The organism is Streptomyces yaizuensis (assembly GCF_034961445.1).
Classification (GTDB): domain Bacteria; phylum Actinomycetota; class Actinomycetes; order Streptomycetales; family Streptomycetaceae; genus Streptomyces; species Streptomyces yaizuensis.
Genome location: NZ_BSBI01000020.1, coordinates 55,182 through 69,229 on the forward strand (window position 1 = coordinate 55,182; position 14,048 = coordinate 69,229).

The window sequence follows — 14,048 nt, forward strand, 5'->3', positions numbered from 1 at the left end:
ACCGCTGTGTTGAGGGCCGCTGCCCGGGCCAACACACTCGACCGGGGAATGCGCTCCCGTCCACAAACACTCGACTGAAGGAGTACGACTGTGGCCGAATGCAGGATCTGCGGTGGCACCGTCGATGAATTCTTCGACTTTGGACGGCAGCCGGTCTCGGATTCCTTTGTGACGCCCGAGACCGCCGGCAGCGAGTACTTCTTCCGGCTCGCGGCCGGTATCTGCACCCATTGCACGATGGTCCAGCTGCTGGAGGAGGTGCCCAGGGAGCGGATGTTCCACGAGGACTATCCCTACCGCTCCGCCGGTTCCTCCGTGATGCACGACCATTTCGAGGCGTTCGCCCGCCGGCTGCTGGAGACCGAACTCTCCGGCGCCGACCCCTTCATGGTGGAGATCGGCTCCAACGACGGCACCATGCTGAAGACGGTCCAGAAGGCGGGCGGGCGCCATCTCGGGGTCGACCCCTCCGCCCAGGTCGGCGACTTCGCCCGGGCCGACGGCGTCCGGGTGCGGACCGACTTCTTCGAGGAGTCCTCCGCCCGGGAGATCGCGGCCGGGGACGGCCCGGCGGACGTCATCTTCTCCGCCAACACCACCAGCCACATCGCCTACATCGACTCCGTCTTCCGGGGCGCCGACGCCCTGCTCGCCCCGGACGGGATCTTTGTGATCGAGGACCGCTACCTGGGCTCCATCATGGCCCAGCAGGCGTTCGACCAGATCTACGACGAGCACTTCTATCTCTTCTCGGTGACCTCGGTCCGGCGGATGGCGGACGTCTTCGGCTTTGAGCTGATCGACGCGGAGCCGCTGACGGTGCACGGCGGCTCGATGCGCTACACCATCGGCCGCCCCGGCCGGCGCGCGGTCTCGCCCCGGGTCGCGGAGTTCCTGGAGCTGGAGGCGGGCCAGGGCCTGGCCAGCCCGGAGACCTACCGGCGCTTCGCCGACGGTGTCCGGCGCACCTCCAGGGAGCTGGTGGAGCTGCTGGAGAAGCTGCGCGCCGAGGGCAGGACCGTCGTCGGCTACGGCGCCACCGCGAAGAGCGCCACCGCCATCAACTACTGCGGCATCGGCACGGATCTGGTCCCCTTCATCTGCGACAGCACCCCGGCCAAGCAGGGCCGGCTGACCCCCGGCGCGCATATCCCGGTGCGCGCGCCCGAGGCGTTCGCCGACCCGTATCCGGATTACGCGCTGCTCTTCGCCTGGAACCACGCCGAGGAAATCATGGCGAAGGAAAAGGCGTTCCGCGAGGCCGGCGGTCGCTGGATTCTCTACGTCCCCGACGTCCACATCGTCTGACCGGCCCGGTCGGCCACCGGATCGCTTTTCTCCGATCCGCGTACAGGAACCCGCACAGAATCCGCGGCGAAGGAGACCGGGGGCCGCGCCGCTCTCCGGGCTCCGGGCCGCCGATTCCCTCATGAAAGCACGGTGAACCAGACGATGAAGGCACTCTTCGTACCGGGCAACAGCCCTTATCCGGTCTTCTCGCACGCCCCGCTCGCGACGGCGGTGCGCAACGCCGGCCATCAGGTCCTCATGGGCGGGATCGAGTGGCTGCTGCCGAACATCGCCAGCGTGGGCCTGCCCCCGGTGAAGATCTCCCCGATCTCCGTGGAGGAGGTCCAGGCGTTCATGGGGACGATGCCCGAGGACCCGGACGAGTGGGCCAGGGCCGTCGGGCGGGTGTACGCGGAGATCGCCGTGAACAGCCTGGACGCGCTGCTGGAGCTGGCCGACCACTGGCGGCCGGACATCGTCGTCGGCGGCGGCATGTTCTACACCGCGCCCCTCCTCGCCCACCATCTGGACATTCCGTCGGTGCGGCTGGAGTGGGACCGGATCGACACCCGGATGTACGACCCGGGGGCGGCGACCGTCCTCGCGCCGGTCCTCGCCGAACTGGGCCTGGAGCGGCTGCCGGAGCCCGATCTGTGGCTGGACGTCTGCCCGCCCGCCCTCCAGCCGGAGAACCCGCTGCCCGCGCGCCCGATCCGCTGGGTGCCGGGCAATCCGCAGAAGCCGCTGGAGCCGTGGATGTACGCGAAGGGCGAGCGCCCCCGTGTCTACATCACCGCCGGGACCCGGCTGTTCAGCGGGGACGCCCTGCGGGACCTGGCCAAGAGCATCGCCGGGCTCGGCGTCGAGGTCGTCGTCGGCGCCCCGGAGAACGTGGCCGCCGATCTGCGCGACGCGCTCCCCGATGTCCGTATCGGCTGGGTGCCGCTGGACGTCCTCGCCCCCACCTGCGATCTGATCGTGCACCACGGCGGCGGCGGCACCGACATGACCTCGCTGAACGCGGGCGTCCCGCAGCTGATCGCCAACCCGGAGTACCCGACGCGGGCGACCCGCACGGTGGCCGCGTACGGCGCCGCGATCCTCATCGAGTCCGGCGGGCACGAGGAGATCACGGCCGCCGTGCAGCAGCTGCTGACGGACCCGTCGTACCGGGAGCGGGCGCAGAGCGTCTCCCGCGAGATGGAGCGGATGCCGACGGCGGCGACGGTCGTGGCCGAGCTGGAGCGGCTGGTCGCCGAACGCGGCTGACGTGAGCGGGCCGTACGGCCCGTACGTCACCACCCCCACGGCCGGCCGTGCGGGACCCGTCCCACCCCCAACCGGACGGGTCCCCGCGCGGCCGGCTCCACCCTGCCCAGGGGCAGAAGAGAAGAAGGGAGAGCGGCGGTGCGCATCGAGGAGACGGCGATCCCCGGGGTCCTGGTGGTCACCCCGGAGCTGCTGCCGGACGAACGGGGCCGCTTCTACGAGCAGATGCGCGCCGACAAGCTGGAAGCGGTGCTCGGTGAACCCTTCGTCCCCCGCCAGATCAGCTACTCGGTGTCCGCCCGCAACACCCTGCGCGGCATCCACACCGTGGCGATCCCCCCGGGCCAGGCCAAGTACGTGACCTGTGTCCGGGGCGCGCTGCGGGACATCGTCGTGGATCTGCGGGTGGGCTCGCCCGCGTTCGGGAAGCACCACGTCACCACCCTGGACGCGGACTCCGGCCGCTCCCTGCACATCCCCGAGGGCGTCGGCCACGGCTTCCTCACCCTCACCGACGACGCCTGCATCTGCTACGTCATGTCCACGGTGTACGCGCCGGGCACCCAGATCGACATCGATCCGCTGGACGCGGCCCTGGACCTGCCGTGGGGATTCACCGAACCGCCCCTGATGTCCCCCAAGGACACCTCGGCCCGCTCGCTCGCCGAGACGGTGGCCGCCGGTGTCCTGCCGACCTGGCGAGGAGCCGGATCCTGATGGCCGAACCGATCCGGATGGGGGTGCTGGGCTGCGCCGACATCGCCCGGCGGCGCATGCTGCCGGCGTTCGCGGCCTGCCCCGACACCGAGGTGACCGCCGTCGCCGGACGGGACGCGGCCCGCGCCGGGGAGACGGCCCGCCCGTACGGGGCGCTCGCCTTCGGCGGGTACGCGGAGCTGCTGGCCGACCCGTCGGTGGACGCGGTGTACGTGCCGGTGCCGCTCGCGCTGCACTCCCGGTGGGTGGAGGCGGCGCTGCGGGCGGGCAAGCACGTCCTGGCGGAGAAGCCGCTGACCGGCGACGCCGGGGAGACGGAGCGGCTGTTCGCCCTGGCGGAGCGGCAGGGCCGGGCCCTGATGGAGAACGTGATGTTCGTCCACCACGGCCAGCACCGGCGGGTCCGTGAGCTGCTGGCCGAGGGTGCCGTCGGGGAACTGCGCTCCTTCGAGGCGTCGTTCACGGTGCCGCGCCGCCCCGACGACGACATCCGCTACCGCGCCGACCTGGGCGGCGGGGCCCTTTTCGACACGGGGGTCTATCCGCTGCGGGCGGCGCTGCACCTGCTGGGCCCGGAGCTGTCGGTGGCGGGCGCGGTACTGGAGCACGGGCCGGGTTTCGGGGTCGACACCTCCGGGGCGGTGCTGCTGCGGACACCGAAGGGGGTGCTCGCGCAGCTGTCGTTCGGCCTGGACCACGCCTATCGCGGCTCGTACACGCTGCACGGCAGTACGGGCCGGCTCACCCTGGACCGGGTCTTCACCCCGCCGGCCGATCTGGTGCCGGTGGCCCGGATCGAGGGCCCGGCGGGAGTACGGGAGATCCCGCTGGCGGCGGAGGACCAGGTGGCGGCCACGGTCGCCGCGTTCGCCGCCGCCTGCCGGGAGGGTTCGGCGCCGTCGGCCCAGAGCCTGGCGCAGGCCCGGCTGCTGGACGCGGTCGTCCGCGCGGCGCGGGCGGCGGTCTGAGGGGCGGCGCGGGAGAGGGGCCGCACCCCGGACGGGGTGCGGCCCCTTTCGCGTACGTCCGCGGATGGTTCGGGGCCCTTTCGCGTACGCCTGCGGACGGGTCGCGGCCCTTTCGCGTACGCCGTGTCGTACCGGGCCTCAGCCGCGCGCCGCTCCCGGTGGCGGTCAGGGCGTGTGTCCCCGTACCGGAGTGCGCAGGAGGGCGCGGTCGACCAGCGGCGCCGCGCCACCGGTGTAGTTGTCGGGGTCGCAGAGGTCGGCCAGTTCGTCCCGGCTCCAGCGGCCGGCGATCTCCTCCTGGGTGACCAGGACTTCGGGGAGGGGCCGCCCGGAGGCGACCGCCTTGGCCGAGCAGCGCGACAGCAGCTGTTTGGCGGCGGCCTTGCCGAGGGAGGGCGCGAGGTGGGCGGCGAGGCGTTCGGTGACGACCTGGCCGCCGGTGAAGGCGAGGTTGTCGCGCATCCGGTCGGCGTGCACCGAGAGCCCCGTGGCCAGTTCGACGGCGGTGTGCGCGGCGCCGCCGGTGAGCCGCAGGGCCTCCCGGAGGAAGGACCACTCGGCGTGCCAGGCCCCGGCGGAGCGCTCGTCCTCGGCCAGCATGCACTGGGTGAGCCCGGCGGCGAGGACGGGGACCTGGAGGGCGGCGGAGCGGATCAGGGTGGAGAGGACCGGGTTGCGCTTGTGGGGCATGGCGGAGGAGCCGCCGCGCCCCTCGGGGCCGGGTTCGGCGACCTCGCCGACCTCGGTCCTGGCGAGCGACTGCACATCGACGGCGATCTTGCCGAGGGCGCCCGCGGTGAACGCGAGGACGGCGGCGAGGTCGGCGACGGGCGTGCGCAGGGCGTGCCAGGGCAGCCGGGGGACGGCGAGCGCGGTCTCGGCGGCGAACGCCTCGGCGAGCCGGTCGAGGTAGTGCCCGGCGGCGTCGGGGTCGTCCTCGGCGGTGGCGCCGTCGACGACCGCGTACTCCAGATAGCCCGCGAGGGTCCCGGCGGCGCCGCCGAGGGACACCGGCAGGCCGCCGTGGAGCAGCCGTGCGACGCGCGCCTCGGCGTCGAGGACCAGGTCGCGCCAGCCGGCGGCCTTGAGGCCGAAGGTGGTGGGCACGGCCTGGAGCGCGAGGGTGCGGCCCGCCATGGTGGTGTCGCGGTGGCGGTGGGCGAGCCCGCCGAGGGCGTCCGCGATCCGCAGCAGGTCGGCGCGGAGGATGGCCAGGGCCCGCGCGGCGACCAGCATGGTACCGGTGTCGAGGATGTCCTGGCTGGTGGAGCCCCGGTGGATGTGGTCGACGGCCGCCGGGTCGCGGGCGGCGACGACCTCGGTGAAGGCGGCGATCAGCCCGACGACCGGATTGGCGGTCTCCCGGGAGGCCAGGGCGAGGGCGCGGGCGTCGAGGAGGCCGGCGTGCGCGGCCGCGGTGATGGCGTCGGCGGCCTCCTTGGGCAGGGCGCCGAGCCGGGCCTGGGCCCGGGCGAGGGCCGCCTCCGCGTCCAGCATGGCCTGGATCCAGGCGTGGTCGTCGGTGGCGGCCTCGACGGGGGTGCCGGCCCGGACGGGCGACAGCAGCCCGGTATCGGCGCACACGCCGGCCGCGGCGGCCAGGGTCCCCGGCGTCGCGGTGCCGACCGCCCCGGCCGCTGTCCCGTCGCCCGCCTGGGTCCTGTCCGGCCCCTTCGCCCCGGCACCGGCCGCCGTCCCAGCGGCCGCCCAGGTCCCCGAGTCCCCGGCACCGGCACCGGCACCGGCACCGGCCACCCCGGTCCCCCGTGCCCCGGCACCGGCCGCCCGAGTCCCCGGCGCCCACGCGCCATTCGTTCCCGCCGCGATCCGCCCGGTCATACGATCACCCCGTCCAGCTCGAACTCGGCCAGGTCCGGCCGGACCTCCGCCGGTACGTTCGCGACCGGCGGCAGCGCCAGCACCGCGCGGGCGATCGCGTCGGAGTCGCCGACGGTCACCGAGTCCACGCCCGGCCTGATCCCCGCCGCCGTCACCCAGTGCACCGACTCGGTCGGCACGCCGTACGCGAAGCGGCGCGGATGCGCCTGTCCCCGCCCGTCGAGCAGCCGGTAGGGCCGTTCGGTGACGGCGAGCCCGCCGGTCTCGAACGCGGGCCCGTGCGCGCTGGGGATCCGGTACGGCAGGGCCTGGTCCGTGTTGAGGAGGTGCCGCAGCAGCGGGTCGTCGGTCCGCCGCAGGTCGGGCTCCGGCAGCCGGGCCTCGATCAGCGCCCTCGCCCGCACCGGCTCCCCCGGCACCTGCGTCGACGAGGCGACGAACTCGGGGCCGGCCGTGTTCAGCCGTACCGTCGTCCCCGGGCCCATGACCTCCAGCAGACCGGCCCGGATCAGCGCGATCATCTCCTCCACGCGGGAGGCGGGCGGCCCGATGGAGAGGAAGGCGTTCAGCGGCGTGTACCAGCCCTCCAGGTCGTCGCGGTGGGAGTCGCCGTCGAGACCGCTGTGGTCGACGGCGAGCCGCACCTCGTTGCGCAGGTCCCGCAGGACGTCGAGCGCGGCTTTGACCGGGCCGCTGACATTGCCCGCCCGCGCCTCCCGCACGTCCTGTTCGAGATAGCCGAGGAGCCAGCTCCTGAAGGCGTCCCGGTCGGCGAACTCCTCCCCGGCGCACGGCTTGGAGATCCGCTCCCAGTCCCAGCGGGCCGCGTGCTCGATGCCCGCCGCGTCCAGCAGCGCGCCCGCCCCGCCGTCGTCGCCCAGCGCCAGATAGGCGTCGGTGAACTTGTCCCGCTCCGCCTCGCGGCCGCGCGCGGTCAGCAGGGTGGCGTAGTAGACGCTCTCCACCTCGCGGCGGATCAGCGGCCACAGCTCCCGGCCGAAGTGGGTGCCGTGGTGGCGGGCGCGCAGCTCGGCGACCTTCGCCGGGGTCAGCAGCCGGGGGAAGTACCGTCCGGACGCGCCCTTCTCGTTCTCGCCGCGTGCCTGGTAGGGGACGCCGCGCCGGGAGAACGCGTACATCTTCGGCTCCCGGCCCGAGGCCCGGTACCCGAGCCGCCCGTCGTCGTCGCGGACGAAGGTGCCGCCCCGGCCGGCGGTGAAGAGGGCCATGTAGTCGAAGAAGCAGAGCCCGAGGCCGCGCAGCAGCACCGGCCGGCCGGCCTCGACGGCGCTCAGGTCGAGATCGGCGGGGTTGGTGGGGGTCACATAGGTCAGATGGTGGATCCGGGCGAGGCTCGCGGCCCGCTCCTCGCGGACCGTGGGCCGGGTCGGGACATGGCCCTGCGAGAGGACGATCGCGTCCAGCCGGTTGAGCCGGGTGCCGTTCTCCAGGCGCAGCCCCTGCGGGCCGCCGGGCACGCCGTGGGTGTCGGCGATGGCGACCGCACGGGAGCGGTGGGTGACGACCGTGATGTGCGCGGGCGCGGTGGCGACGACCCGCTGGAAGCAGTCGCCCAGGTAGGCGCCGTAGAAGGCCCGGGTGGGGTAGGTGTCGGGGCCGAGCCGGCCGGCCTCGTCCAGCACGTCGGCCGCGACTCCGGCGGCCTCGCCCAGCGTGACCAGGTCGAGGGCCCATTCGTGGAGGGTGGGGCCGGGTTCCACCGGCCCTTCGATGGTGGTGCTGTCGTCGGTGAAGACGGTGATCTGCGACGCCACCGTGTTCATCAGCAGATGGCGCGACTGCTCGGTGCGCCAGACGGTTCCGGCGCCGGGTCCCGAGGGGTCCACCACATGGACGGTCACCGACGTGTACGAGGGTGACACCCGCTCGTTGGCGCAGATCCGCTCCAGGACGGAGAGTCCGCGCGGGCCGACTCCGACGATTCCGATCTCGACGTGGCTGCTCATCAAGTCAGTCCGTTTCTGAGGAATTCCGTTGGTGGCGGGGAAGGGCACGCCCCGCTCGGGCGTGCCCCTCGTACCGGGTCAGCCCTGCTCGACGGCTTCGGAGGCGGGGGCGGGAGTGGCTTCGGAGGCGGCCTCGGAAGGGGTGTCCGCGGTCCCCGCTCCCGTGCCGGCGGCCCGCTGCTCCAGCTGCCGGATCAGCTCCAGCCGCTTGATCTTCGTGGTGGCGGTCTGCGGCAGGTCCGCGATCCGGTACAGCACCGGCTCGGCCAGCTTCGGCAGGTCCGCGACGGCGGTGCGCCAGGCGATCGGGTCGACGGGCAGGTCGTCCTTGGTGGAGATCACCGGCACCGCCCGTCCGTCCGGGCCCGGCACGATGATCGCCTCGGTCAGCTCCGGCAGCCGGCCGAAGAGCTTGTCCTCGATCTCCAGGGTGCTGTCGATGCCGGGGATCTCGTCCACCTCGCGGTCCAGCAGGTGCAGACAGCCCCACTTGGTGCGGTAGCCGACGTCCCCCATCCGCCACCAGCCGTCGTTGACCTGCTTCTCCCAGCGCGGGTGCTCGCCGAGGTAGGTGACGATCCGGCCGTCGCTGCGGACCTCGATGAAGCCGGGCGTGGCCTTGGTGGGCGTGTTCCCGTCGCGGCTGACCACCCGGACGCCGGTCATCCCGGGGAACGGCCGCCCGACGCAGCGGCCCTCGGCGTCCGCGCCCCGCTTGTGGGTGTAGGTGCGGCCGGCGATCGGGCCGACCTCGCTCTGTCCGTACATCTGGATGAAGACCTTGCCCTTGCGGTGCGAGGCCCCGAGCAGCCGGTGCACGGTACGGGGGTGGATGGCGTCGAAGGTGGAGCTGAAGTACTTCACCTTGGCGAGGGGGCCGCGCGGGTCGTCGACCAGCTCCTCCCAGCGCATGAACGTATTGGGGTGCGCCTCGATCAGACCGGGCGGGACCTGCGTGAACAGCTCGCCCACGACCTCCGGGTCGTCCTCCTTCAGCAGGATCACCGGATGGCCCTGGAGGATCGAGATCGGCAGCGCGGTGAAGATCCGCGAGTGGACGAACGAGACATGGATGGCGACCGGTTCGCCCGGCTGGACCAGCTTGGCGACGGTGCCCTGGGGCCGGTAGCGGGCCTGGAAGGTCCGCCCGGTGTGCACGGCCAGCTTGGGGATGCCGGTGGTGCCCGAGGTGTGGGTGATCAGCGTGGGGTGGTCGGGGGAGACCACGGCCGGCGCGACCCGGGGCGAGCCCTTGAAGGCGGCCAGCTCGATGCCGTCGCGGTGGGTGCCGGTGGTCAGCAGCAGCTTCCGGGTCAGCTTGGCGACCTCCTCCGGGAGGTCGTGGTCCAGCTTCGCCTGGTCGGTGACGAGGAACGGCATGTCGACCCGGCGCAGCAGCTCCGCGACCGTCTCGCCGTCCAGCTTCGGCGACAGCAGGACGGGGATGGCGCCGAGCCGGGCGACCGAGCAGGCCAGCAGGGTGATGTCGAAGCAGTTGGTCTTGTGGACGACGACGCGCTCCCCGGCGCGGACCCCGGCGGCCCACAGCCGGTCGGCGAAGTCGGCGACCAGCTCGGCCACTTCGGTCAGTGTGAGACGGCGGCCCAGCTCCGGCGCGATGTCCAGGTCGTGGTCGAGTATCAGCGGGCCCGCGGGGTGCTTCTCGGCGGCCCTGTCGAAGAGTGTCCCCAGGCGGATGCCCTTGTTTCCGATGCGCTGGAGCAGCATTGCACGTCCCCTCGTGAAAATGTCGGTCGCCGGCCGGGGTCAGAGAATTCCGGCCGGCCCGCCCCGGCCCATCACCGATGGGCGGGGACGGCTACGCCATGGGTACGGCGGCCCGGACGGTCAAGAATTCTCGATGATTCCCTTGATGCGCTGAAGAGTTGCGTCGAGGTCCTGGGCCAGCTTCGCGTCCCATTCCTTGACGAATCGCGCGCGCCCCTCCTCGTCGAGGTCCGCGACGATGTGATGGATTCCGGCGGTGGCCTTCCCCATCCGGAAGTGGTGGGTGAGCACGGAGCCGCCGCCGGCGGCGGGGGCCAGGTCGAAGCCCCAGATGCTCTCCTGGTCGGCGCCCGCGTGGGTGAGCATCATCCACTGGAACGTACGGCCGGGCTCGGCCGCGGTGATACGGCACTCGGTGTACCAGATGCCGCGGATCAGCGGCGCCCAGCCCACTACTTCCTCGCTCCGCAGATTCTCCCCGCGGAATACCGATCCCACCTCGGACGGCTTTCCGGAGATCCATTCCCCGCCCTGGCACTCCGGGCTCCACTCGCCGCTGCGCGGGAGATCGCTGACCACGGCGTAGACCTCTTCGGGGGTGGCTTCGACAGTAATGTCGGCGCGCAGTTCGAAGAGGGGGGAATTGTCAATGATGGAAGTCATGCGGAACAGCCTCGCAGTGGGCTTCGCGGGGCGGCCAACGCTCGGCGGAGGGTTGGTCAGGTCCAAGGGAGGGCGCCGGATCCGGCCCCGGGCCCGTACCCGGGAGCCGCGTCGGCCCCGCGCCCGGACGCCGTTTCCCGGAGGCCCCGGACGCCGTTTCCCCGGAGGCCCCGGGCCTCAGCCGGTGTGGAGGACCACCTTCCCGGCCACCTTGCCCTCCTCCACCAGCCGGTGGGCCTCGGCCGCCGCCCGCAGCGGCATCGGCTCGATGCGCCGGGGCCGCAGCGAGCCGTCGGCCAGGAGCCGGTTCAGCCCCCGGGCGGCGCCCGCGAGTTCGTCGCCGGTGGCCTGCGAGATGGCGAAGCCGACGAGCGAGCAGTCCTTCACATACAGCTTGCCCGCCGGGAGCACCGGCCGGGTGTGGAGCCCCGCGAGCAGGACGATCCGGGCCCGCCGGGCCAGCAGGTCCACGGCGCTCTCCAGGTCGTTGCGGGCGGAGGTGTCCAGGAAGAGGTCGACGCCGTCGGGCGCCAGTTCGCGGAGCCGTTCCGTGAGGCCGTCGGCGCGGTAGTCGACCGTGTGCGCCGCTCCGAGCGCCACCAGCCGGTCCGTGTCCCGTGGGTGGGCGACGGCGACGACCCGGGCCCCGGCCCGCGCGGCCATCAGCACCAGGGCGCTGCCGACGTTGCCGCCGGCGCCGAGAACGACGACGGTCTCCCCCGCCCGCAGCCGGCCGTGGACGAAGAGCGCGAGATGGGCCGTCGCCGCCGGGTGGGCCACGGCGGCCGCGTCGGCCGGGTCGACGCCGTCGGGCAGCCGGTAGAGCCGGTCCGCCGGGACGACCGCCCGTTCGGCGGCGGCGCCCTGGCGGCCCGCGTAGCCGAGGCTGTTGCACCACACCCGGTCCCCCGGGGCGAAGCCCACGGCCCCGGGCCCGGCGGCGGCGACGGTCCCGGCGAGGTCGCGTCCGACGACGAAGGGGAGGGGTACGGGGGTGCGCCAGGCACCCGAGCGGACGAAGGTGTCCACATGGTTGACGGCGGCGACGGCGACATCCACGAGGACGTCGTTCGGCCCTGGTTCCGGATCCGGCAGCTCGCCGTACCGGATCACATCCGGCGGACCGAACTGTTCTAGGTAGGCGGCACGCATGGCTCGATACTCCGGGCGCCACGGGGCTCGTCGCGCCCCGGTGGGCGGGGACTGTGTCACCTCGGCCCGGGTTGCGCCGCCGGGGCCGCGCTACCTGACAAACCCCGTTCCCGGCCCTGTCGTCGCGGGTGTCAGGGTCGGGATGGTGATCACCGGCGGCCGGTGGGCGTGTCCGGCCGATGAAGATGTCCGGGCCGTTCCCGTACGGGAGCGGCCCGGAGGAAGACGGGGTACGGGCGGGCGCACACCGATGCCCCCGGTGCGGTTCGTCCGCGCTGTGTGCCGCCCGTACCCCGACGCGGGGACACCGGTCAGTGACCGGTCCCCCGTCAGCGGTATGCGGTCCCCCGGGGCCGTGGGACACGAAGCCCACGGCCCCGGGGGCCGCCGACCGGCGCCCCAACGCCGGCCCTCCTCAGTGGCGTGCCGGGTGCGCGGCGCGATGCCGTGCCCGTCCCGGACGCTACGTCATGCGGCGCCGAGGGCGACCGTCGGGTGCAGGCGGGAGGCCCGTACCGCCGGATAGAGGCCCGCCAGTACGCCGATGACCAGCGTCGCCCCGAAGCCGGCCGCGACGGACCACGGCGGGACGACGGGACTCCAGCCCTGTGCGGCGGAGAAGCCGAAGGTCGCGGCCGCGCCGAGGACGGCGCCCGCCGCCCCGCCGAGGGCGGACAGCAGCAGGGACTCCGTGAGGAACTGGAGCCGGATCGCGTTCCTGGTGGCGCCGAGCGCCCGCCGCAGGCCGATCTCCTGGCGGCGTTCCAGGACCGAGATGACCATGGTGTTGGCGACGCCGACGCCGCCGACGAGGAGGGCCACCGCGCCCAGGCCGAGCATCAGGGTGGTCAGTCCCTTGTCGGTGGCGGCCTTCGCCGCGAGCGCGTCGGAGGGCCGGGAGACCTTGACGGAGTGTTCGGCGCCGGGGCTGACCGTGCGGGCCAGGACGGCGCGTACGTCCTCGACCGTCGCGTCCGGTGAACGCTCGAAGACGGTCGTGGGCCGGCCGTCGGAGCCGAAGTACTTCTCGGCGGCCGGGAAGCCGATCATCGCGACCCGGTCCAGGGTGGGGAACAGCTCCACGGGGTGGAGGATGCCGACCACGACGACGTACCGGTCGTTCATCATGATCTTGTCGCCGGGTGCGGTGACGCCCAGGCGCCGGGCGGCGAGTGAGCCGAGGACGGTGACGGGCAGCCGCTCGCTGGCCGCGTTCAGCCAGGTCCCGCGGGCGACTTCGGCGTTGAGGGCGGTCAGCAGGTCGGTGCGGGCCGCCTGGGTGGTGACGCCCGCCGGCCGCTCCTCGGGGACGAGGTCGCTGCGGCGGATGCGGGTGTCGACGTTCGCGGTCGCGGTGGCGTGCTGGACGGGGCCGATGCGCTCGACCATCGCCACCGCCGATCCGGGCAGCTTCACCGCGTTGCCGGCGGGGTCCTCGCCCGCCTCGACGGTGAGGAGGTTCGTGCCGAGGCGGTCGAGGCGGGCCATCAGATCCGACTTGCTGGACTGGGACAGGCCCACGACGGCGACCATCGTGGCGATCCCGATGGCGATGCCGAGGGCGGACAGGACGACACGGGCGCGGCGGGAGCCGAGGCCGACGGCGCCGAGGCCGAGGATGTCGCGGGCGGACAGCCGGGAGGGCCGCAGCCGGGACGCCCGCTTCCGGTCAGAAGGATTCATGGGGCGCTCGCTTCCTGAGCGGCACGGGCAGCGGCACGGGCAGCGGCATGGACAGCGTCATGGACAGCGGCCCGGGCACGGGAGTCGGAGACGATCTCGCCGTCCCGGAAGCGGACCCGGCGCGGCAGCGAGTCCGCGATCCCGTTGTCGTGGGTGATCACGCAGATCGTGGTGCCGGCCGCGTTCAGCTCGTGGAGCAGTTCCATCACGACCTCGCCGGACGCGGTGTCCAGGGCGCCGGTCGGCTCGTCCGCGAGCAGCAGGTCCGGTTCGCCGACGAGCGCGCGGGCGATGGCGACGCGCTGTTTCTCGCCGCCGGAGAGCTGGGTGGGCCGGTGGCCGAGGCGGTGCCCGAGCCGGACGCGTTCCAGGGCGGCGCGGGCGCGTGCCCGGCGCTCCTTGCGGGGGACGCCCGCGTACAGGAGTCCGTCGGCGACGTTGTCGACGGCGTCGCGGCCCGCCGCGAGGTGGAAGTGCTGGAAGACGAAGCCGATGTGGCGGGCGCGGAGCGCGGACAGCTGGGCGTCGGAGAGCCGGCCCACGTCGTGTCCGGCCACGCGGACGGTGCCGGTCGTGGGGCCGTCGAGGGTGCCGATGACGTTGAGCACGGTCGACTTGCCGGAGCCGGAGGGGCCGACGACGGCGAGCAGTTCGCCCGCGCCGACGGTGAGGCTGACCCCACGCAGGGCGTGGACGCCGCCGGGGTAGGACTTGCCGACGTCCCGCAGTTCGACAACGGCAGGGGGCGCGGGAGTCGTCATTCCGTGGCCTG

At 73.4% G+C, this 14,048-nt stretch carries 11 protein-coding genes; 4 read left to right on the top strand and 7 right to left on the bottom strand.

Translation table 11 applies throughout. The features are described 5' to 3' along the window. The first annotated feature begins 90 nt into the window (after positions 1–90). The 4 genes from SYYSPA8_RS34370 to SYYSPA8_RS34385 all read left to right on the top strand — a co-directional run bounded on the left by SYYSPA8_RS34370 (position 91) and on the right by SYYSPA8_RS34385 (position 4,244). Entirely contained in the window at positions 91–1,308 is a 1,218-nt protein-coding gene (locus SYYSPA8_RS34370; RefSeq protein WP_323451363.1) for a class I SAM-dependent methyltransferase, read from the top strand. A gap of 132 nt (positions 1,309–1,440) precedes the next feature. Further along, entirely contained in the window at positions 1,441–2,559 is a 1,119-nt protein-coding gene (locus tag SYYSPA8_RS34375) for a nucleotide disphospho-sugar-binding domain-containing protein (protein ID WP_323451364.1), read from the top strand. Positions 2,560–2,697: 138 nt separating this feature from the next. Continuing rightward, positions 2,698–3,276 (top strand): dTDP-4-dehydrorhamnose 3,5-epimerase family protein, encoded by a 579-nt coding sequence (locus SYYSPA8_RS34380; protein WP_323451365.1) that lies wholly within the window; start codon positions 2,698–2,700, stop codon positions 3,274–3,276. Continuing rightward, positions 3,276–4,244, top strand: coding sequence for a Gfo/Idh/MocA family protein (locus tag SYYSPA8_RS34385; protein ID WP_323451366.1), 969 nt, complete (start codon positions 3,276–3,278; stop codon positions 4,242–4,244). Before SYYSPA8_RS34380 ends, SYYSPA8_RS34385 begins: the two co-directional genes overlap by 1 nt. Before the next feature lie 165 nt (positions 4,245–4,409). Here the strand turns inward: SYYSPA8_RS34385 and SYYSPA8_RS34390 are convergent, their stop codons facing one another. From SYYSPA8_RS34390 to SYYSPA8_RS34420, 7 genes are all read right to left on the bottom strand, one after another. Then, complete coding sequence (locus tag SYYSPA8_RS34390; RefSeq protein WP_323451367.1) at positions 4,410–6,083, bottom strand: lyase family protein; 1,674 nt, start codon at positions 6,081–6,083, stop codon at positions 4,410–4,412. Further along, the gene (locus SYYSPA8_RS34395; protein ID WP_323451368.1) at positions 6,080–8,050 is read right to left on the bottom strand and encodes an FAD/NAD(P)-binding protein; all 1,971 of its coding nucleotides are present in this window, start codon (positions 8,048–8,050) and stop codon (positions 6,080–6,082) included. Before SYYSPA8_RS34395 ends, SYYSPA8_RS34390 begins: the two co-directional genes overlap by 4 nt. Positions 8,051–8,128: 78 nt before the next feature. Then, positions 8,129–9,778, bottom strand: coding sequence for a class I adenylate-forming enzyme family protein (locus SYYSPA8_RS34400; protein ID WP_323451369.1), 1,650 nt, complete (start codon positions 9,776–9,778; stop codon positions 8,129–8,131). Between the two features lie 120 nt (positions 9,779–9,898). Beyond that, positions 9,899–10,441 (bottom strand): SRPBCC family protein, encoded by a 543-nt coding sequence (locus SYYSPA8_RS34405; protein ID WP_323451370.1) that lies wholly within the window; start codon positions 10,439–10,441, stop codon positions 9,899–9,901. Positions 10,442–10,618: 177 nt separating this feature from the next. After that, a complete protein-coding gene (locus SYYSPA8_RS34410) occupies positions 10,619–11,593 on the bottom strand; it encodes an NADPH:quinone reductase (protein WP_323451371.1) in 975 nt (324 codons plus the stop codon). Between the two features lie 468 nt (positions 11,594–12,061). Continuing rightward, a complete protein-coding gene (locus SYYSPA8_RS34415; protein WP_323451372.1) occupies positions 12,062–13,276 on the bottom strand; it encodes an ABC transporter permease in 1,215 nt (404 codons plus the stop codon). Then, positions 13,273–14,037 (bottom strand): ABC transporter ATP-binding protein, encoded by a 765-nt coding sequence (locus SYYSPA8_RS34420; RefSeq protein ID WP_323451373.1) that lies wholly within the window; start codon positions 14,035–14,037, stop codon positions 13,273–13,275. Before SYYSPA8_RS34420 ends, SYYSPA8_RS34415 begins: the two co-directional genes overlap by 4 nt. Between the last annotated feature and the right edge of the window lie 11 nt (positions 14,038–14,048).

What these genes read in the sequence shown, in the direction of transcription:
- SYYSPA8_RS34410 (WP_323451371.1), bottom strand. Translation starts at nt 11,593, where the DNA reads ATGCGTGCCGCCTACCTAGAACAGTTCGGTCCGCCGGATGTGATCCGG.
- SYYSPA8_RS34405 (WP_323451370.1), bottom strand. Translation starts at nt 10,441, where the DNA reads ATGACTTCCATCATTGACAATTCCCCCCTCTTCGAACTGCGCGCCGAC.
- SYYSPA8_RS34420 (WP_323451373.1), bottom strand. Translation starts at nt 14,037, where the DNA reads ATGACGACTCCCGCGCCCCCTGCCGTTGTCGAACTGCGGGACGTCGGC.
- SYYSPA8_RS34385 (WP_323451366.1), top strand. Translation starts at nt 3,276, where the DNA reads ATGGCCGAACCGATCCGGATGGGGGTGCTGGGCTGCGCCGACATCGCC.
- SYYSPA8_RS34400 (WP_323451369.1), bottom strand. Translation starts at nt 9,778, where the DNA reads ATGCTGCTCCAGCGCATCGGAAACAAGGGCATCCGCCTGGGGACACTC.
- SYYSPA8_RS34395 (WP_323451368.1), bottom strand. Translation starts at nt 8,050, where the DNA reads ATGAGCAGCCACGTCGAGATCGGAATCGTCGGAGTCGGCCCGCGCGGA.
- SYYSPA8_RS34415 (WP_323451372.1), bottom strand. Translation starts at nt 13,276, where the DNA reads ATGAATCCTTCTGACCGGAAGCGGGCGTCCCGGCTGCGGCCCTCCCGG.
- SYYSPA8_RS34390 (WP_323451367.1), bottom strand. Translation starts at nt 6,083, where the DNA reads ATGACCGGGCGGATCGCGGCGGGAACGAATGGCGCGTGGGCGCCGGGG.